The organism is Finegoldia magna (genome assembly GCF_003182075.1).
Taxonomy (GTDB): Bacteria; Bacillota; Clostridia; order Tissierellales; family Peptoniphilaceae; genus Finegoldia; species Finegoldia magna.
In genome coordinates this window covers 26,348-47,171 of sequence record NZ_QGTH01000019.1, presented here as the reverse complement: position 1 = coordinate 47,171, position 20,824 = coordinate 26,348, and the positions used below count along the sequence as shown (strand labels likewise).

Genomic DNA, 20,824 nt, shown 5'->3' with positions numbered 1-20,824 from the left:
TTAAAACAAAATTAAACGGAATGTCCCCTGTTATGTACAGATTACATTCCGCTTAAAATATTATTAAATTATTCCGTGTTTACGGGTTCAGGTCATATATGAGAGTTATTTATTCAGAAAAATCACTAAAATCCTTGAAAAAACTCGATAAGCCTATTCAAAAAATGATTATTCATTATATGGAGAAATTAGGTCAATTAGAAGAGCCACGTGCAAGAGGTAAGGCGTTGTCAGCCAATTTGAGAGGATTTTGGCGATACAGAGTGTCGAACTACAGAATTATTTGCGAGATTGATGACGATAAATTAATAATCTGCGTTGTAGAAGTCGATCATAGGAAAAATATATATTAAACACTAAAGGAATGTTATTTGTAGTTGCGAGTTATTATTCTACAAATAACATTTTTTTATTTGTAAATCTCAAAACTTTTCCACACACAAAAAAAGCCACACAATGTGGCTTTTAATTACTCATTTATGAACAAGTTGGGTGCTGTATAATATTTTCGAGCGCCACTTACGACGTTATCTTTTCCGATTCGTGTGTAAGGGGCTACGAAGTGTTTGTTGTAGATGAACAGTCCCACAACTTGTGTGAATTTGTTGAGTACAGGAGATTTTTCTTCAAATTCCAAGAACTCGCACTTATTCATATCGTAATATTCTTGGAAGACGTAGCCTGTGCGGATAAATTCTGGAAGTTTTTCTTGCAATTCTTCTTCTCTCATTTCACTTCCTACGTATATTCCAAGTGATGCGTAGCCGTCGATTGGTTTGAAGATGTATTTATCTTTGTTCATTATGATTTCGTAAGCGTCTCGTTCTTCGATTTTTTTCGTGAATGGAACGTGTTCGTCGATGAATTTCTTTTCTTCATTATTCAACAAAGCTTGTGTTTGTTCGTCTCTGAAGATTTCAAATATAAGCTTTGAGTGCATCAATTGTGATCTGAATGATCCTACCATGAAGAATGCGTTGTCCATGTACGCATCCAAGAATGGTTTGATTTGATCTTTTATTTTTAACAATTCTAATGTTACTATTCTTCTGTAAACCAAATCTATCACGTAATCTCCGTGGCACAATTTGCCGTTTTTGTATTCTAAATCTCTGATGTCGATGATTTCGCAGTTGAATCCATTTTCTTCGTAGACTCTTTTGAATTCGTCAAATTCGTTTGGAGTTCCCACTTCTAAATTATCCACGATTGCTACATTCGGTTTCTTATCGGATACGTATTTTTTGTACATATCAGCTGTTTCCCAAACCCATGGAGTGAACATATCGACATTTTCAACGTCGTGTTTTTCCATGAATTTTTGCATAGCTTTTGTTTGAAGGAGAAGTTGTCCTAGTGTGTTGTCTTCGTTCATCGCAGATGATCCGTCTGTGTTAAGTTCGCAAAGCATGTAGTTTACTCCGTCGTAGAACACGTCGTAGCGACAGATTGGAACGGGAACATCGTATCCTGGATCGTGAAGCACAAGTTCTTCAATTGCTGGATCCAATTGGAATATTTTACGATATTCAGGATTTTCTATGAATTCTTTGGTAATTTTGTCAGTCATGCTCATCAAAATATTTGAAATGTATACAAAATCTGAGCGGTTCTTTTTGTTGTAGAAAAGACCTTGGTAGGTCATAGGGATTGGTTCTCCGTGATAAATCGCCTTAGAAACTTTTGTTTTGGCGATAAAATCCACGAAATCCCTATAATACATATCTTCGTCTTCTCGTACTATTTTATATAATTCTAATGAATATTCGTCATTAAACATCTAAATCCTCCAATTTAATTTCATTTTCAATCACAGCTTCACGAAGTCCTTTTTCTTTGTAAATTTGTTCAAATACATCCCTAGGATTCATTCCTTTTTCCAACATTTCTTCTAGTGGAATAAGATAGCCGATTTCATTTGCAGGAAGTCCTGCCTTTGCCATATCCACAAGCATTTTGCAAAACTCTAACATGTTTACATTCATAAATGTAGCACCCAGTCCTTTTTCACGTGCATCTAGTTTTGCTTTCATGCAAGATTCGTATGTCATATTTTTGAATAGCTCAGATAATTTGTCCAAGTTAGTATCGTCGTAGAACAATCCTTTGATTAGGGCTACTGCTGAGAAATTAAGTGGATATTTGATTTCATCCATCATTCTGATTTCGATGTATCTTTTCGCTCTTACATCGGGAAATACTATGGATAATGCGTGGAAAATCATATCAGTATCCCTAACATCTTCAAATACTTCCTTGAAAGTTTTTCCTCCTACATAGTATTGTTCGTGGTTTTCATCAATTGAGAAAATCAACGGCGTGTTTAATATATTTTCGGCGTATTTCTTGTAGCTCAAATCATCATCGAAACTAAAAGGATACATTCCGGACCTGTCAGTGTCTGTGTTTTCCCAGATAATTTCTCTCATGTTACGACTTTTTGCAGGATTTCCTTCGAAAATGTATGCGTTGTCGAATAAAGTATAGAATACTGGAGACAAACAGTTTGCGATTTTGTATTTCTTAACGAAATCTTTTTCGGATGAGTAGTCAATGCTTGCTTGCAACGAACAAGTTCCCTTCATCATGTTGTGAGCCATGTCTCCTCTTTCGTTGAAATATTTGTACATAAAATCGTATCTTTTTTTAGGCAAGATTTTAATCTCGTCGATTTTAGTCACAGGATGATAGCCCAAAGTCACCATCGCTTGGTTTTTCTTATCGAAAACTTCAACAAGTTTTCTCATATTTTTAATGTAAATATCCTTCAATTCGTCGATGTTCCACTTTGATGACAAAGCAACTTCGAATTGGCTTCCAGGTTCTGTCGACACTGCCAAATCATCATTTTCAAGTCCAAGGATAAAGTCTCCTTCCTTATAAGCGACACATCCTCCTTCGTGAAGTTCTCTGAGAGTTTCTCCGACTCCGTCTTCACCGAAATACGACACAGTCTTTAACGTATCTTTGTCTATGATGAAATGTTCCATCTCCATTCCGACAGTGAATTCTTCCTTTAATTTTTCTCCGCTTTTAATGTAGTTAATTACAGCTTCAAGCTGTTTTTCGTAATCCATTTTTACTCCTTTTTAATGTCTGCTACAGTAATATCACAAATTTTTATCAAATCTTCGGGAGCAATTTTGATTTGCGCTCCAATTTTGCCTCCAGACACGTAAATATATTCTTTATTTTCACAACTTTCGTCTATAAAAGTCTTAAATTTTGTTTTCATTCCAATAGGAGAGCAACCGCCTCTTATGTAGCCTGTAGTTTTCAACAAATCTTTTACGTGAATCATTTCAAGCTTTTTCACTCCGGCTATTTTCGCACACTTTTTCAGGTCAAGCTCGTCTTTTACAGCCACAACGAACACAAAATTTTCATTTGTGTTGGAAACTGTGACAAGAGTTTTGAACACGTAAGCTTCGTCCTCATTCAATTTGTTTGCGACATTTTCTCCGCTTACATCGTCTCCTACAGAGTATTCTATATATTTATACCCAATTTTTTCTTTGTCGAGCATTCTCATTGCGTTAGTTTTTTTCATAAAAACATCCTTTCATTATTAATATTATACTACAAGTGAAAATTTTGTGGATTTATAAAATATTTGATACATTTACTTGCGTAAAATGTCTGTTTATGGGTAAATATATACGAGGAGGATTTTTAATGGAACAAAGTTTAAACATTAGATATATATACCACAGTTCATTTTCTTTGGAGTTTGAAGACAAGATAATTATTTTCGATTATTTTCAAGGAACTTTGCCAAAAAATGTGAACGATAAGAAGGTGATTTTCGTGGTTACTCATTCACACGCAGATCACTACAATGAGAGTATTTTTGATTATGAAAATGCTAGTGATATTACATACATTGTCTCAGAAGATGTATACGAAGAGATTTTTGATTACGATACGAAGGACAATGTTGTATTTTTGGGAGAAGATAATATCGAAGATTTGAAGAAGCATTTCGGTAAAAAAGTTATAAAACTTGAAGTTGGTGAATCGACTTCTGTGTACGGTGCAGATTTTACAGCGCTTGGTTCTACTGATATGGGAATTAGCGTGTATTTTGAAGCAAATCATTTGAAATTTTTCTTCGCTGGAGATTTGAACAATTGGGTGTGGGAAGAAGACACCGAAGAAGAAAAAGAAAAGATGCAACAGGATTTCTCCAAGGAAATAGACAAGATAGGGCATGTTGACATTGGATTTTTCCCAATTGATCCTAGATTAAAGGAAAGATATGATTTGGGTGTGAATGAATTTGTCGACAAATGCAATCCGAAAGTTTTGTTCCCAATGCATTTTACAAAAGATCCAACAATCGTGGACAAATTTATCGACACTCACGATTACGAGGATTGCAAGATTGTGAATATGAAAAAGGAACACGATACTTTTCAAGTTATAATAAAATAATTGATTTAATATAATATTTTTGGTAAAATTAATATACAAGAGGGAGTAGCTTAAAAATATTGTGTCGTCATTACGGTTAAAACCCGGCACAAAGCCACTTTGGTTAGCAAGACTTTTGCCAGAAATGGTGAAAGTTTTTTTTATTATGAAAATTAACAGGAGGTAAGAGATTGGATTGGTACAAGGAATCTAATGAGAGTGTTATCAAAAGTTTGGACACTGATCAAAACAACGGTCTATCCGACAGTAAGGTAACGAGTTTGTTAGAAAAATACGGCAAGAACGTATTAAAAGAAAAGAAGAAAAAGTCCATGGCAGCCAAATTAAAGGATCAATTTTTGGATCCGATGATAATTATTTTGCTATTGGCATCTATTTTATCCATGGCTATAGGAGAAATTACAGATAGTATTATTATCATCGCTATCGTTATTGTGAATGCGGTGCTTTCGATTTATCAAGAAGGTAAAGCGGAACAAGCAATAGAAGCTTTGCAAAAAATGGCAAGTCCTAAAGCCAAGGTTATAAGAAACGGCAAGATTATGGAAGTGGATTCACAAAATTTGGTTCCAGGAGATATCGTAGAATTGGAAACAGGGGATATTATCCCTGCTGATTTGAGATTATTGGAATCTACTAACTTGAAAATCGACGAATCATCGTTGACTGGTGAATCGGTTGCTGTAGAAAAGAACGCTAAGGATGAGATTACGACGGACGCAGGAATTGGCGACAGAACAAACATGGCGTACAGTTCTTCTATCGTAAGTTACGGTAGAGCGAAGGGTGTCGTTGTGGAAACTGCACAAAACACAGAAATCGGTAAAATCGCAACGAGTTTATCACAGGTTGAAGACGAAGAAACTCCTCTTCAAAGAAAGCTTGCACAATTGTCTAAGCAATTGGGTATCGTAACAGTTGTTGTGTGCGCAATTGTGTTTGCAGTTGGATATTTCTTGTATGATTTTGATGCATTGAATATGCTTATGACTGCGGTATCACTTGCCGTTGCGGCGATTCCAGAAGGACTTCCAGCTATAGTTACAATCGTGCTTAGTTTGGGAATGGGAAGAATGGCAGAGAAAAACGCCATCGTCAAGAAACTTTTGGCAGTTGAAACATTGGGAACAACTACTGTAATTTGCTCCGACAAAACTGGTACATTGACTCAAAACGAAATGACTGTGAAGAAAATTTACGTCGATGGAACAGATGTCGATGTCACAGGAACAGGCTACAAACCTGTTGGAGATTATTTGATTGAAGACCGTAAAATGCAAGAAGATGACATCAAATCTCTTAACACTTTACTTCACATAATGAGTCTTACTAATGATTCGAAATTAATCGAAGAAGACGGAATTTACAAAATCGTTGGGGATCCTACTGAAGGAGCACTTCACACAGCAGCAGGAAAACAAGACATCACAAAAGATGAATCCAATCAAAACTATCCTAGAATAGAAGAAATTCCATTCGATTCAGAAAGAAAAATGATGACTACATTCCACGACAAATTCTTATCTGACAAAGTTGTATCCTTCACAAAAGGTGCACCAGATATAGTTATCGAAAAATGTAGCAAGATTTTAATCGACAACGAAATCAAACCACTAACAGAAGAATTAAAACAAAAATTATTGGCGAAAAACAGCGAATACGCTAAGCAAGCACTTCGTGTACTAGCTTATGCACTTCGTGAACACGAAGAATTACCAAATGAAATTACATCTGAAAATATCGAAAAGAACATGGTATTTGTAGGATTATCTGGAATGATAGATCCACCAAGACTAGAAGTAAAAGATGCAATCAAAGAATGTAAAACTGCGGGAATCACACCAGTTATGATTACTGGAGACTACTTGGAAACAGCTGTTGCAATCGCAAAAGATTTAGGAATTTGTACGGACGACTCACAAGCAATCATGGGAGCTGAACTTAACAATATGTCAGACGAACAAATCCGTGAAATCGTCAAAGAAAAGAGAGTTTATGCGAGAGTTTCTCCACAAAACAAAGTACAAATCGTAACAGCATTAAAAGAAAATGGACACATTGCAGCGATGACAGGTGACGGCGTCAACGATGCACCTGCAATCAAAAAAGCAGACATCGGAATTGCTATGGGAATCACTGGAACAGACGTTGCGAAGAACACATCAGAAGTTATCCTTACAGACGATAACTTTGCAACAATTGTAAACGCAGTAGAAGAAGGAAGAATAATTTACTCCAACATCAAAAAATTCGTATCATTCCTACTAAGCTGTAACATCGCAGAAATTCTTATCGTATTCTTGGCTATAATGTTCAAATGGGACACACCATTTATCCCAATTCAATTATTATGGTTAAACTTAGTGACAGACTCATTCCCAGCAATGGCGCTTGGAGTTGAAAAAGGAGAAGCTGACATCATGAACAGAGCTCCTCGTTCACCAAAAGAACCAATCATCGACAAGAACATGAGACTAAGCATCATCGTTCAATCATTGGCAATCACAGTGGCAACATTGTTTGCTTATAACTATGGATTGAACCACTTTGATGGTCATATTGAATCTGCAAGAACAGTTGCGTTTGCAACATTGATACTATCAGAATTACTAAGAAGTTATTCAGTAAGAAGTGAACACAAATCAGTATTCCAAATCGGATTATTCTCAAACAAAGCATTAGTAATGGGAACATCACTTTCATTATTATTAATGCTAGCAGTAATCTACATTCCTGGAGTAAATGACGTATTCGAAACAATACCACTTCACCTTGAACACTACAAAGTAATCTTGCCATGCGCATTATTGCCATTCGCAGCAGGAGAAATATTGAAAGCAGTAAAAAGCAAAAAATAATAGACAACAATAAAGGCGTATCGTGTGATACGTCTTTTTGTTTGAGATTGTAGGGAGAAAATCGTGTGAAGCGGACACAGGGATGGGGTTGCAGTACAAATGTAGGTCACATATCGCGCACGAATATCTTGGTGAAAATTTAATAATCTTATTCGCTCAGCCTCACTTCTGAAATCTTCTTTTTAGAATAGGAAATGAAGATTTCATCGTTCGAAGCGTCGCTCATAAGAAACATTAAATTTTCTATGGTGATATTCGTAAGTTTCGATTGTTTGCTTAAAGGTTTCGTAGAATTTACAGTTTCAAGATAAACATAGGTTAGAAAGTTCGCAAACATCTCGCACGAATATCTAGACTACAAAAATTTGTGATTTCTAAACCTCAAAATCCTGAAATCGCAAGCTCGCTTACGCTCAAGCGGTGCGATTTCTGACGGATTTTTTCGATTTGAAATCAATTAAATTTTTTCCGTATGATATTCTTAGCAAAAAGGCTTGACTGTTTTACATTTTTCTATGGTGATATTCTTAGCTTCGATTGTTTGTTTAAACGGACACAAGAGTGGGGAGTGCAACACGAACGTAGGTCAGATCTTTCGCAAAGGCAAGAATAATCGCCACACCCACGTTCATCTCCTAACCACCGAAATGAATACAAAAAACAGGGAGTATTCCCTGTTTTACTATTTTACGCACTATCTTGAAACAGCTGATGTCATTCCTTTTAACAATTGACCTGTGACGGCGTCTCTTTCATTTTCGTGTCTTTGATGTAGTGCTTTGAATGTTATGGAATATGTTTGCGATTCTTTGTCTAATTTAATTTCCCAATCTTTGATGTCTTCTTTTTCAAGATAATTTTCTTTTAGTTCCATTTCTTTTATTTTGTCTTCGTCCAAGAATACATTATTCTTTCTTTTTTCTTTTGTTACTGGATCTTCTCCTTCAAGGTCCAATCCGTTTTGCACTTTTACTCCATCTTTGCTGACGTTTGCTTCGGAGTCGCCGTTTTTTGCGACTATTCCATCTTTTCCTATATTTGCTTCTGAGTCGCCGTTTTTTGCGATGATTCCATCTTTTCCGATACTTACTTCTGAGTCACCGTTTTTGATATGTATGCCGTCTTCTCCAGAAGTTTTCACGCCAGTATTTCCAACGTTTTTCACTCCACAAGAACTTAGCATTACACATGCCAATAATACTACTAATAATTTCCTCTTCATGATATTATCCTCCTCAAATCTATTATACCCCTTTTATTGATTTGCAACATGGAAAATGTTTACAAAATGTCAACGATGTGTTAAACAAATTACAACAAATTACTGAAAACTAGGAACTTGATAGCCAAAATCGCAGCTACTAATATAATTGCTGAACATAAAACGAATACGCATTCTTTTAATTTAATTATAGGCTCATCAATTTTGGTGTTTTTTTCTATGTTTACTTTGACAATTCTTGTAGAAATATAAAATATTATCATGCTTACAAAATAATATTCCGTTAGATAGATGGATTTCATTATGAAAAAATCCAATATAACAGCCAAGATCAAGAATATACTAGACAAGTAGCATATTGATTTTATGGTATCTTTTCTAAGAGATTTAACATTTCTTGGCTGATATAGCAGCAGGAACTTTGATTTGTGGGCATTCATAACACTAAAATACAATATGAAAAGTATACTTAATAAAGTAGTGGAGAAATTCAATCCATATAAATTCTGTGGTGAATTTATAGAAGAAAACACACTTATGAAAAGTATTACAATTAGTTCGTATTTTATTTTGTCGCGTAAGATGTAATAAAAAATAAGTTTTGTCATATTATTCTCCTTTTATATTGGGAGCTTTAAGTAAAAGTGGATTAACACAAAAAAGGATTGTAAATAAAGGTATCATGTACCGTAGTTTTAATTCAGGCAGTATTTTTTCCAAATTTATACCTATATTAGGTATATATAAATATGAAGCAAATATAATATAATATGAAATTCTAAGAGCTGTGTACAGTATATTTGATTTTCTTGTGCTTTCTGTCAGATAGAAGAATAATGTATCCACAAACATGTAAAAATAAATAATTGAACCATACATAAAGAAAGATTTGATTTCCAGAATTTCTACAGAAGTTGGAAATAACAAATAAATTATGAAGATGTATGTAATCGTAGCTTTCTTATACATGAAGTATTTTCTGACTTGGACTTTGTTGAATCTTGGGAAAAAGGTCATAAAATCCATTTCTCTTTGAGTTATACTATCAGTTCTTATCTTGAAAAACCCCATAAAAGCTAGGAATAAAGCGCATAATTCTTTTATTGCATAAGAATTTGATGTTAAAGAACTTAAATATTTTAAAAATAAAAAAATCGCTGAGATTATCAAAATGAATTGGATTGCACCTGATATTTTATCTATTTTTATTTCTTTAAATCGTAACTTCATATCCAATTTAAATATTTCTCTCAAAAATCTCGTCCTCCAGTTGCTTCTTATCTTTTGAATTGGCGAATACTTTTTTTACCTTACCATTTTTTAAAAGCACAAACTCATCACATATATCAATAAGGCTATCTAAAATATGTGATGAAATCAAAATTGTAGAATTTTCCTTCAATTGAAGGATTAATTTTTTGATTTCATAGGAATATTTAAGATCAATGCTATTGAATGGTTCGTCCATAATTATGAGGGAATAATCACCCGTTAAAATGTTAATCAGAGTTAACTTTTTCTTCATTCCTTCAGATAATTCAGAAATTAAAGTATCTTTCTTATCTTCCAATCCAAGTTCAACTATTAAATCTTCGGACGTTTTATTGGAAGGGGAGTATTCATTTACAATTTTACAAAATTCACTTACTGTTAAAAAATAATACGGAGATACTTGAGAAGGTATGTATAAAATATCATTTTCGTTATAATCTTGGACATCAAAACTTGTGTTTGCTTTTATCATTTTGGATAATATATCCATCAGAGTTGTCTTACCAGCACCGTTTTCTCCAATTAGTCCAATAATTTTATTGTTTTCTATTTCTAGATTTTCGATGTCTAATTCGAAATTTTTGTATTTGTGATTTATTCTTCTTATAATCATGTGATCTCCTCAATATAATCAAATACTAGTTATATATATAATAATATATATTTGTAAAAAAGTCACACACGCTAAGTACCTATTTATAAATTATTTCAATAAATGCCACGTCTGCTTTTTCTCATATTTACTATTATGCTATGGTATAATAAAGTTGGAGGATAGTATGAGTTATTTTAATTACTGGACAAGTGTTCTGGTGGTGTTTGCAATTATATTTTTGTTTGCCAGAACGATTTCAAATGAAAAGCAAATTGTCGCATTTTTTTCGAAATTAATCTACGTTGTAATTATTCCGGCGAATATTGCGATTAGTTTGAGTGAGCTTACTTACAAGAATTTCAACATCAAACTTGGTGTATTTTTTGTGTATTTGTGGATATTGTCTAAGATTATGACGATGATTTTTCAAATCAACACAAAGGATAAGGATTCGTTGGAACCTGCGTTTATTTTCTCAAATATTATCGTTATGAGGCCGTTTTTGCAAAATGTTATGGACAAGAATATTATGAACAATCTGATTATAATTTCTTGTGTGCTTTATCTTGTGTACATGCTTTACAAGAGAATTTTCAATGTGACAGACTTTTTGATGGCGATGGGATTTTCCTTAGCTTTTTGTATTTGTGCGATTTACAAGTTTTCATATATACTAACTCCTCTAAAAATTATTCAATCGACAAGTTCAGTTGTGATTATAATCGCATTTGCACTTGCAATATCGAGCATTGATATGAAAAGTTTGTTTGATTTGACATCCATTATGCTTACTGTTGTGAATTTGTTGATAATTCCAGTGTTTACATACGTCGTGGTGAGTGCTGTGACGAATAATGAACTTTTGATTAAATCTATAATTATGTACACTGCGATTGGCCCAGCTTTTGTGATTTCGTCTGATTTTTATAAGAAAACGAAAACCAGAATTATGGAACTTGGGTTTTTGTTGTCGGTCGTTACGGTGTATATTTTGAATTATTTGTTCTTTTAATAGGCGAGACAATTCGCCTATTTTTTGCATGAAAAAACCCCTCCATCCGTATTCCGGATTTTGGGGTTCAGGTCAATTGTCTTCTTTTAATTTATTTCCATGTTATTCCAATGGTCTGTAATCTTCAGCCAATGCGTCTCTCAAGTATACGAATAATTTGTCGTATTTTTTGATTGAGTTGTAGTATTTGTTGTTAGGAAGGACGTAGTATTTTTTGTAATCTTTTGTGAATGCTTTGATGAGCCCTTTTCCTTGTTTATCGATGAGTGGCTTGTCGATGTCCAGTCCCGATATCAATATTACTTGTGTGGAGTAATTGTTTTTGGTAACTGTGTTGTATCCACCGATTGTAGTCAATTTGTAGATGGAGTTGGTGTCTTTCATATATTCTCTAACTTTTAGTGGTAGGACGTCTTTTTTAACAAGCAAGATTGGTGCTTTGATTTTTTGTGCAACTGTAGATGATACGAGTGCATCTGCGAACACTTCACCGCTTGTAGTGATGACTTCCGCTGGATTTGCATTAACTCTCTTAGCGACTTCAACGCTGGATTCGTATCTGTCCACACCTGCAAGTCTTGTGACACGTTTTTTAGTCAGATTTTCGATTTGGTTTTTCACAGATTGATTTACAGATATTTCTCCGCCGACGATTGTCACGTTGTGGATATTTCCGATTGATTGTATAAATTTTCTCGTAGATTGTGATAATCCTTCGTTACTTACAAGCAAGATTGGGGCGTTTTGGTGCGCTGCAAGGCTTGTAGCATACAATGCATCTGCATAATTTGTCCCTGCGGCAAATATCAAATTCGTAGTATTTGCACGTGTTTTCGCAGATTCTGCTGATGTGTCGTAGCGATTATTTCCCATAATCCTAGTGATTTTTGCGTGTGGGAAGTTCTTTCTCAACTTATTTTCAACATTTTTGCTGATAGTATTCACACCACCCATCAAATAAATCTCGTCCAAGAACATCTTATCAAGCGCTGATTTGGTCTCAACAGATAATGAATTCTTGCCAGTATACAAAAGTGGGTATTTGCCCATAGACACATTCGTTGCACTGATTGCATCGGGATATGCGTTGTCATTTACAAGAATAACCTTGTTTGTATTTGCAAAGTAATGACGTTGCACATTTACGGCAGTCTTCGCTCTGTTTTCGCCTTGGAACCTTTGGTGAATAACATTTTTGAACACACCATCTTCGTTAGTGGTGATTTGTTCCTGTTTTTTCTCATTTTCATCCTTAGCCTTTGCATTAGCATCAGATTTTTTTGCAGTATCATTTGCACTTGCTTCAACCTTTTCCGAAGCCCCTTCATTTGCGCTATCCTTATCTGCAGCGCTAACCATAGGAAAGCTCAACATACACACAAGTATCAAAGCCACCAATTTTTTCATAAAACACTCCTTATTAATTTCCAACTAACACACGACTAATTCAAAACTATGAAGAACAACAAAGTTGTACCCATCAGAAAACCAATCGCACTCATAACAATCTTCACAATAGCAGCCGTTACAGTAGCCTTGTTCAAAAAAGAAGGCTTAAATTTGTCATACATCACAACGCTGTACACAAACCCCGAAATGACATTTACAATCACGCTAACAACCGGAATTCTAGTGTTAAACACAGAAGCTAGTACAATTGTAACCAAAGTGTACACACTAGCCTTCGCCAAAAAATCTGAGTTAGATATCTTTGCCACCATATCCTTTTTCAAAAAACTTGTTGCAATCCAAAAACTCAACACACATGAGAACGGTGACAGAACAGTCTTCGAAAAATACGACAATGGAAGGGATAAACTCAGAAAATCTTGCGACGAATTAGGAGGACTTATCCTCATCCACATCATAAATGAAAGTAAACTAATTACTCCTGAAATAATCAGCGTGAACATCCACGCACCTTGTTTCTTTTCTATTGTTTTAATATGTTTTTGCAAACGTGAAAACACTTCACCATAAAATTTTTCCATAAAAACTCCTCTTAATTTATACACTTATTATAACCCAGTACAACAAAGCATTCAATAATCGGATTTCATAAGATTAATTACTAAATACATTTTTATAACAAAAAATAACATATTACAACAATTTGAATACAAAATGAATAAAACAAAAACGAACTACGAAAAAATTTTGGGAAAAAGGGATTTTGTTTGACGTTTGTATTCATTTTAAAGTATAATTTAATCAGAATAAACTAAATATTTTTAAACTACTAGTATATTTCAAAGATAAAATAAATCACAAGGAAATTACAATAATTTAAGGAGGAAATTGATTTGAAAATCAACAAAAAATTACTCATGGCAGCATTAGCCAGTGCAGTAATAGTATCGGCACCGCAAGTAAAAACATACGCCGACACTCAAATAGATGACACAAAAGCTGTCACGGAAAAATTAATAGACAATCAACTTGCAAAAGCAGCACAAAATGCTGAACAAAAAAATTCAGAAAAAGCGCAAGCAGAAAACACTGCAGACGCAGAAGAAAAGCAACAGGAAAGCTCGCAATTACAATCAGAAAAGGAAATTAATTCCAAGAAAACTGGATTTGGATCACAAGCATTAAATCATCCAGCACAAGCAACAGCAGTAAGTAATATGGAAAATAAAGCGGACAATTCTGGACTTGAAATGTCTGAACAAAACCAACCAGAAGCTCAAAAAGCAGGAAAAGCTACAAATGAGCCTAACTATACTGATGAAGAAAATGAAATAAAGGACTACAGTGGATCTGAACGTTATAGGGAAACAGATCTTCAACCGGGAGATACCAACCAAGAATTCTATAAGACTGATGAGAAAGAAGAAAAAGACGGTTTTAAATTTGAATTTAAAAACCCATCAGCAGATTCGCCAAGTAAGAGAGAATATGGTTATCAAATCACCATAGACAAGGAGACTGGTCAAAGAACCTATACTAAGATTTATGTAACGGATTCTGGACGTATTCCTGTAGAGACAGGAGATAAGCCAATGATGAATGAAGGAGATAAATTGACTTCTGAATCTACTGATGTAACATACAAACCAACAGAAAATAGTACTATGGACGCTGCTGGAACACAAAGAAATTTAAACTATGAAGCCAGCCAAGATACTCTAAAGCATATCAACAGCAAGGACAATCCTTCTACTTCCTTTGGTATGCAGGACAATTATACTAAAGACAATCCAGGAGTTAAGTTTTTTGGAGATAGCTTTCTCTTAGGTTACAAGGTAAATCCATGGCCAAATGAAAATGACAAGCTTGAAGAACTTAAACTTAACAAAAATAAATACGACCCAACGTCTAAGTATTTTGTCCAAGGCCAAGATATAGATACCGGAATCAAGGTAGACAATATCGATGATAATGCCAAAGAAAGACTAGTAGGTCAAGTATATAATCCTATTACAGGAGAAATTGTTCCTGGAGCGAGGGCCTATATCGGCGACAACGGCAATATCTTCATTAAAATGCCGGAAGGCGCCCTTATAAAAGATGCAAACGGCAAGACAATCGTCAATGAAAAGTCGATCTTTAACACCAAAGACTACAAGGGCCTACAAAATCTTGACGTTAAATTCTTTGCTAGACCTAGAACTGCCGAAGAATTTAAGACTATAGCTGAAACACCAGATGAATTTGGTGAAACAGGAACCTATGTTGAAACAGGAGCAGGTACTAGAGTTGTCAACCACAAGGGAAATAATGTCACAATCGACAAGCAAGGAATCGACCGTTACGACCACTACAACCTCATCGGTGACTTCAAGCTAAAGCTTGACGACACACGCTACTATGACCAAGACTTTAAAGATCAAAAGGGTAATAAAATTGATGAACATACTTCTACAAAGGTATTTCCTGGTCAAGACTTTAGTGTCGAGATACAAGATCCGGAAACTGGTGAAGAGATGGACGGCGCTTATAGTCGTGGAGAAGCATCAGGAAAACTAAAAGAAGAGTTCCTAATTACTGCCAATAAGGCTATCGCTAAGGACTTAGGCATTTCTTACGAAGAATTAATGAAGGATGAAAACGAGGATAAGAGATGGATTATTGATGGTAAGGCTGATAACATATCACATTTCAATATAAGAGCTCCAAAACAAGCCAAGGCTGGTGATTTCTTAGCCCTACCTGTAGAGTACACTTATACCAATGGTTCTATAGACACTCACTGGTTCCACTTTGTTGTCCAAGAAACCAACAACAATAGACCAGAATACCTGGCAGAGGTGGGGCCACAAGGAAATACCTTAGTCAATAAGCCAATCATTACAAAAAGCGAAGAGGACTTAAAGAAAAACCAACCAGAGTCCTACGAACTGATTGGTGATACCTTTAAGGATAACAAGGGCAATGTTTGGAATGTATCTATTGACCAAACAACAGGTGCTGTAACAGCAACTCTTCCAGCAAAGCTTCCTGATGGTAAGGAAATCAATGGTGGGAAAAATTGACTGTTCCTGTTAAAGTAAAATATACTGACCAAACGACAAAAGAAGAAAAAACTGAAGAAATCAAAGCTCAATTTATTGCCACAAAGCAACACAAGACTTTAACCAATGAAACAAAGACATCTGAAATCCCTTATGAAACAGAGGTCGAATATGACGAAAATCTTCCGGTAGGTCACTTCCAAGAAACACAAGCTGGTCAAAAGGGAGAGCTAAAGATAAGCTTCGTCCAAGATACCCTAAATGGCAAAAAAGGTATTTTCCAACAAGATGGAACTTTTAAAGAAGGCGAAAGCAAAATTGTAGTTGAAACGGTAAAAGAACCTACAAAAAGAATCATAAAAATTGGTACAAAACCGGCTTCAACTACAGTAGATATTCCATTTGATACAGAATATGAAGTTGACAACAACCTAGAAGCAGGAAAAACCGAACTTATTAATGATGGTGAAAAGGGTGAAGTGACCATCACCACAACAAGAAATGAAGATGGAACAATTACTGTAAATCAAAATGTTACAAAAGAAGCTAAAAAGAAGAAAATCAAAATCGGTACCAAGACTCAAGGTCAAATTGTCGACACAGACAAGATTCCATTTAAGTACAAGTTAGAATTTGATCCTGACTTCTACAAAAATTATCCAGATTCAACAGAAAACTACAAGATTGTTACACCTGGTAAAGAAGGAGAAAATACAAAGACTTGGACTATTGTCAATTCAGAAAAAGTGGGAGATCCAAAAATTGAAATCACTGAACCGATTGATGCTGTTATTAAAGTCGGTCAAAAAGACTACACAGGAACTGTGACAAACACAGTGACTAAAGAAGTGCCATATAAAGTTATAATTAAAGAAAATCCAGAACTTGAAGCAGGCAAATCCAATGTTAAGCAAAAAGGCGTTGCAGGTTCTAAGACCTTTGAATATAGTGGAGAAATCTTTAATGGAGAGTTAAAAGAAGGTACACAATTTACAGAAAAAGAGGTAGCTGACAAATATGTTGCTCCACAAGAAGAAATTATAGAAATCGGTACAAAACCAGCAAATAACGAAAAGACCTATGAACGTGAAGTTGGTGTTGAAGTTGAATATGTTTATGATAATACAAAACCAAAAGGCTATCGTAACATTGAAGATTTGGTACCAGGCAAGGTTATAACAAAAGTTGTTAATGAATATAATCCAAAAACGGGAGAAATTGAAACTACTGAAAAGATTGAAGTAATTCCAGGAAAGAGAAAGGTAACCTTTGGAACTAAAGACTTTACCGGAGAATATGAAGAAGTAGTTAAGAATATCGATCCTTATGAAACAGAAATAGTTTTTGATAATGATCTTAAAGCCGGAGAAAAAGTAATTGATCAACCTGGAGAAAATGGTGAAACAGTTACTAAAACCAAGAAACATTTAGTGAATGGAGTAGTTGAAAGTAGCGATGATCCGGTTTCTGAACAAACCAAAAAAGTTAAAAACCAAATTATAAGAGTAGGTACTATGACAGATGGTAAACACTCTTATACAGAAAAACTTCCGTATAAGTATGAAATCGAATACGATTCTAACTTAAAGGCTGGAGAATATGTCATTGATGTAGAAGGAAAAGAAGGCTCAAAAACAACTGAATGGACTATAAAAAATTCAGAAGTAGTTGAAGGTTCTGCAAGTGTAACTAATGAAGAAAAGCCCGTTAATGCAAAAATAAGAGTTGGAAAGAAAGACTTTACAGGAAATGTTAGCCACGAAGTGACAGAGGAAATTCCTTATGATGTAAAAATCGTTGAAGATCCAACTATGATAGCCGGCACAAGTGAGATTGTGACACAAGGGGTTGCAGGTTCTAAGACAACAAAATACACTCAAGCAGTCAAAAACGGCGAAGCTGATGGCGAACTTACTTCTGAAGTAACATCAACAACAAATCCTACTCAACAAGTAATCAAGGTAGGTACAAAACCAGCTGAAAATAAAGAAGACTACGCGCAAGATGTAGATGTAAAAGTTGAATATGAATATAATCCAAATCTTGACAAGGGTGTAGTTAAAGTTGGCGAACTAACTAAGGGCAAGGTTGAAATAAAAACTGTTAACAAGTACGATCCAAAGACAGGCGAAATAACAACTACTGAAGAAGAAAAAGTCACAGAAGCTACCCAAAAGATTATTGTAGGTACAAAAGACTTTACTGGAACTTACAAGTATGAAAAGACTTGCCCACTTCCATTTGAAGTAACAATTACGGAAGATCCAAATCTTGCTAAAGGCGAAAAAGTAGTTGATCAAGAAGGCCAAGTTGGATCTAAGACAACTTATTACGAACAAGATATTAAGAACGGTCAGCCAGATGGAGATCCAAAGCAACTAAACGAAAAAATAAACTCTCAACCTAAAAACCATATTGTTCGTATAGGTACAAAAGTTGCAGAAAGCTCAACAGTAAAAGTTGTAGAAAGAGAAATACCTTTTAAAACTGAATATATTTATGATGAAAATCTTGAATCTGGAAAAGAAGTCGTAGAAAGTGAAGGCAAAGTCGGCAAAGAAAAAGTAACTATTACTACAAAGATTACTGACGGTACTGGAGAAACTTCTGAAGAAACTACGACTATCACTGAAAAAGAGGATAGAAAAGTTAGAATTGGTACAAAACCAGTAACAAAAGTTGTAGAAAAACCATTCAACACTGAATATGTCTACGATGAAAATCTTGAAGCTGGAATAACTGAAGAAGTAACTCCAGGTAAAAATGGTAAAGTTACTATTACAACAACTTATGACAAGAACCAAAAGAAGGTTGTAACTTCTGAAACAGAAGAAGCTGGCCAAAATAGAGTTGTAAAAATCGGTGGTAAGACTAACGGAACTGAAAAAGTTAAGGAAGAAATTCCATTTGAAGTTGAAGTTAGAAAAGATTCAAGCCTAAAGAAGGGTGAATGGAAGTATGCCACTGATGATGAAGGCAATGAATTAAAGGGAGAAAAGGGTGAACAAGAAAAGACTCTTACTATCGTTAATTCAAAAGTAACTGAAACATCTGAACCAACAGTAACTAAAAAAGCTAAGAAGGCAGTTGTACTAGTTGGAGAAGGTACAAACGATGGTACTCATGAAATAGTTGAAAAGAAAAACATAGATTACAAGACTGTAATTGAATATGATGAGAACCTAGAGGCTGGTCAACAAGAAGTTGTCAAAGAAGGAAATCCAGGAGAACAAGAAAGAAAAAATACACTTGTAATCAAGGATGGCCAAGTAACTGAAACTAAAGAAGGCGAATTCAAGACAACTAAAGAAGCAACTGATAGGGTTGTAAAGATTGGTACAAAGCCAGTAACAAAAGTTGTAGAAAAACCATTCAACACAGAATATATCTATGACGAAAATCTTGAAGCTGGAAAGACTGAAGAAGTAACTCCAGGTAAAAATGGCAAGGTTACTATTACAACATCTTATGACAAGGACCAAAAGAAAGTTGTAACTTCTGAAACAGAAGAAGCAGGTCAAAATAGGGTTGTTAAGATCGGTGGAAAGACTAACGGAACTGAAAAAGTTAAGGAAGAAATTCCATTTGAAGTAGAAGTTAAAAAAGATCCAAGCCTAAAGAAAGGCGAATGGAAGTATGCCACTGATGATGAAGGCAATGAATTAAAGGGTGAAAAGGGTGAACAAGAAAAGACTCTTACTATCGTTAATTCAAAAGTAACTGAAACATCTGAGCCAACAGTAACTAAACAACCTAAGAAAGCTGTAATCTTAGTTGGAGAAGGTATAAACGATGGTACTCATGAAATAGTTGAAAAGAAAGAATTACCTTTTGAAACTAGGAATGAATACGATGATTCTCTAGAACCAGGCGAAGAAAAAGTTATTACTCCAGGTTCTCCAGGGGAGCAAAAAAGAACTAATAAACTAGTAATCAAGGATGGCAAGGTAGTTGAAGTTCAAGAAGGAGAATTCAAGACAACTAAAGAACCTCAAGAAAGAGTAATTAAGATTGGTAGAAAGCCAACTGATGGTGAATACACTAAGACTATCGAAAGAGAAATTCCTTACGAAACTAAGGTAATCTATGATGAAACTTTAGAATCTGGAACTCAAAAAATTGAAAACGAAGGAAAAGCTGGTAAGGAAGAAGTTACTATCACTCAAAAGGTTAAAGATTCTAAACCAGTTGGTGATCCAACAGAAACTACAAAAACTATCACAGAAAAAGAAGATAGAATTGTTAGAATCGGTGTTAAACCAGTTGAAAAGATGGTTGAACTTGGTCACGATACTGAATACAGACACAACCCAGAACTTAAAGAAGGAGAAACAAAGACAATCGAAGAAGGTTCTAATGGATCTGTCAAGTATACTACAACATTTAACAAGGAAACTGGCAAGCTTGAAGTAACAGAAGAAAGAACTGAACCAAAGAACAAAGTTGTAGAATATGGTTCTAAGACTGATGGAGAATTCACTTATGAAAGCGAACAAGCTTTTGATACTAAAATAATAGAAGATCCTAATCTTGAAGCTGGAAAAACTGTAGTAGATCAAGAAGGCATAACAGGAAGAACCAAGACAACTGTTAAGATAGAAAACAGTAAAAAAGTTTCCGAAAACACTGAAACTCTTGTAGAAAAACAAGATAAAATAGTAAGAGTTGGAACTAAGAATGTTTGTGAAATCCCACCAGTAAAATCAACTGAAGGCGAAACTACAAAAACTATCGAAAGAGAAATTCCTTTTGAAACTAAGGTAATCTATGATGAAACTTTAGAATCTGGAACTCAAAAGATTGAAAACGAAGGAAAAGCTGGTAAGGAAGAAGTTACTATCACTCAAAAGGTTAAAGATTCTAAACCAGTTGGTGATCCAACAGAAACTACAAAAACTATCACAGAAAAAGAAGATAGAATTGTTAGAATCGGTGTTAAACCAGTTGAAAAGATGGTTGAACTTGGTCACGATACAG

At 34.8% G+C, this 20,824-nt stretch carries 15 protein-coding genes; 6 read left to right on the top strand and 9 right to left on the bottom strand.

Features of this window, described 5'->3' with window-relative positions; genetic code table 11:
- Positions 1-98: 98 nt before the first annotated feature.
- Complete coding sequence (locus tag DES33_RS07795; RefSeq protein ID WP_110058606.1) at positions 99-353, top strand: type II toxin-antitoxin system RelE family toxin; 255 nt, start codon at positions 99-101, stop codon at positions 351-353.
- A gap of 116 nt (positions 354-469) precedes the next feature.
- Here DES33_RS07795 and DES33_RS07790 read toward each other — a convergent pair whose 3' ends face one another.
- From DES33_RS07790 to ybaK, 3 genes are read right to left on the bottom strand one after another with little or no spacing between them, the layout of a single operon-like run.
- Entirely contained in the window at positions 470-1,780 is a 1,311-nt protein-coding gene (locus tag DES33_RS07790) for a glutathionylspermidine synthase family protein (RefSeq protein ID WP_110058605.1), read from the bottom strand.
- Positions 1,773-3,077: a glutamate--cysteine ligase gene (locus DES33_RS07785; RefSeq protein ID WP_110058604.1), complete on the bottom strand. Its 1,305-nt coding sequence runs from the start codon at positions 3,075-3,077 to the stop codon at positions 1,773-1,775. The genes DES33_RS07790 and DES33_RS07785 overlap by 8 nt, the downstream gene beginning before the upstream one ends.
- A gap of 2 nt (positions 3,078-3,079) precedes the next feature.
- A complete protein-coding gene (gene ybaK / locus DES33_RS07780) occupies positions 3,080-3,550 on the bottom strand; it encodes a Cys-tRNA(Pro) deacylase (protein ID WP_094204481.1) in 471 nt (156 codons plus the stop codon).
- A gap of 125 nt (positions 3,551-3,675) precedes the next feature.
- Here ybaK and DES33_RS07775 point away from each other — a divergent pair, with 125 nt between their 5' ends.
- Positions 3,676-4,434 carry an MBL fold metallo-hydrolase gene (locus tag DES33_RS07775; RefSeq protein ID WP_110058603.1) on the top strand — a complete coding sequence of 253 codons (759 nt, stop codon included), beginning with the start codon at positions 3,676-3,678 and terminating at the stop codon, positions 4,432-4,434.
- A 170-nt stretch (positions 4,435-4,604) separates the two neighbouring features.
- Complete coding sequence (locus tag DES33_RS07770) at positions 4,605-7,292, top strand: calcium-translocating P-type ATPase, SERCA-type (RefSeq protein ID WP_110058602.1); 2,688 nt, start codon at positions 4,605-4,607, stop codon at positions 7,290-7,292.
- A 694-nt stretch (positions 7,293-7,986) separates the two neighbouring features.
- Here DES33_RS07770 and DES33_RS07765 read toward each other — a convergent pair.
- The 4 genes from DES33_RS07765 to DES33_RS07750 form a co-directional block, all read right to left on the bottom strand.
- A complete protein-coding gene (locus DES33_RS07765) occupies positions 7,987-8,514 on the bottom strand; it encodes a hypothetical protein (RefSeq protein ID WP_110058601.1) in 528 nt (175 codons plus the stop codon).
- Between the two features lie 89 nt (positions 8,515-8,603).
- Entirely contained in the window at positions 8,604-9,122 is a 519-nt protein-coding gene (locus tag DES33_RS07760; RefSeq protein WP_110058600.1) for a hypothetical protein, read from the bottom strand.
- 1 nt (position 9,123) lies between these two features.
- Complete coding sequence (locus DES33_RS07755; protein WP_249033624.1) at positions 9,124-9,744, bottom strand: sugar ABC transporter permease; 621 nt, start codon at positions 9,742-9,744, stop codon at positions 9,124-9,126.
- Between the two features lie 7 nt (positions 9,745-9,751).
- Complete coding sequence (locus tag DES33_RS07750; RefSeq protein WP_110058598.1) at positions 9,752-10,399, bottom strand: ATP-binding cassette domain-containing protein; 648 nt, start codon at positions 10,397-10,399, stop codon at positions 9,752-9,754.
- A gap of 166 nt (positions 10,400-10,565) precedes the next feature.
- Here DES33_RS07750 and DES33_RS07745 point away from each other — a divergent pair, with 166 nt between their 5' ends.
- Entirely contained in the window at positions 10,566-11,393 is an 828-nt protein-coding gene (locus tag DES33_RS07745) for a hypothetical protein (RefSeq protein ID WP_110058597.1), read from the top strand.
- 102 nt (positions 11,394-11,495) lie between these two features.
- Here DES33_RS07745 and DES33_RS07740 read toward each other — a convergent pair whose 3' ends face one another.
- Both DES33_RS07740 and DES33_RS07735 read right to left on the bottom strand, forming a co-directional pair.
- Positions 11,496-12,800, bottom strand: coding sequence for a cell wall-binding repeat-containing protein (locus DES33_RS07740; protein WP_110058596.1), 1,305 nt, complete (start codon positions 12,798-12,800; stop codon positions 11,496-11,498).
- Between the two features lie 35 nt (positions 12,801-12,835).
- Entirely contained in the window at positions 12,836-13,384 is a 549-nt protein-coding gene (locus DES33_RS07735; RefSeq protein WP_094225208.1) for a hypothetical protein, read from the bottom strand.
- Between the two features lie 312 nt (positions 13,385-13,696).
- On the opposite strand from DES33_RS07735, the gene DES33_RS09925 reads away from it, so the two are divergent.
- Both DES33_RS09925 and DES33_RS09720 read left to right on the top strand, forming a co-directional pair.
- Positions 13,697-15,868 carry an adhesin domain containing protein gene (locus DES33_RS09925; protein WP_211305682.1) on the top strand — a complete coding sequence of 724 codons (2,172 nt, stop codon included), beginning with the start codon at positions 13,697-13,699 and terminating at the stop codon, positions 15,866-15,868.
- A partial coding sequence (locus DES33_RS09720) for a G5 domain-containing protein (RefSeq protein ID WP_211305681.1) occupies positions 15,865-20,824 on the top strand: 4,960 nt, incomplete at its 3' end. The genes DES33_RS09925 and DES33_RS09720, both read left to right, overlap by 4 nt.

Bases quoted from the DNA above. Each gene is read 5' to 3' on its own strand.
- DES33_RS07795 (WP_110058606.1), top strand. From the start codon at position 99: ATGAGAGTTATTTATTCAGAAAAATCACTAAAATCCTTGAAAAAACTC.
- DES33_RS07790 (WP_110058605.1), bottom strand. From the start codon at position 1,780: ATGTTTAATGACGAATATTCATTAGAATTATATAAAATAGTACGAGAA.
- DES33_RS07785 (WP_110058604.1), bottom strand. From the start codon at position 3,077: ATGGATTACGAAAAACAGCTTGAAGCTGTAATTAACTACATTAAAAGC.
- ybaK (WP_094204481.1), bottom strand. From the start codon at position 3,550: ATGAAAAAAACTAACGCAATGAGAATGCTCGACAAAGAAAAAATTGGG.
- DES33_RS07775 (WP_110058603.1), top strand. From the start codon at position 3,676: ATGGAACAAAGTTTAAACATTAGATATATATACCACAGTTCATTTTCT.
- DES33_RS07765 (WP_110058601.1), bottom strand. From the start codon at position 8,514: ATGAAGAGGAAATTATTAGTAGTATTATTGGCATGTGTAATGCTAAGT.
- DES33_RS07760 (WP_110058600.1), bottom strand. From the start codon at position 9,122: ATGACAAAACTTATTTTTTATTACATCTTACGCGACAAAATAAAATAC.
- DES33_RS07755 (WP_249033624.1), bottom strand. From the start codon at position 9,744: ATGAAGTTACGATTTAAAGAAATAAAAATAGATAAAATATCAGGTGCA.
- DES33_RS07750 (WP_110058598.1), bottom strand. From the start codon at position 10,399: ATGATTATAAGAAGAATAAATCACAAATACAAAAATTTCGAATTAGAC.
- DES33_RS07745 (WP_110058597.1), top strand. From the start codon at position 10,566: ATGAGTTATTTTAATTACTGGACAAGTGTTCTGGTGGTGTTTGCAATT.
- DES33_RS07740 (WP_110058596.1), bottom strand. From the start codon at position 12,800: ATGAAAAAATTGGTGGCTTTGATACTTGTGTGTATGTTGAGCTTTCCT.
- DES33_RS07735 (WP_094225208.1), bottom strand. From the start codon at position 13,384: ATGGAAAAATTTTATGGTGAAGTGTTTTCACGTTTGCAAAAACATATT.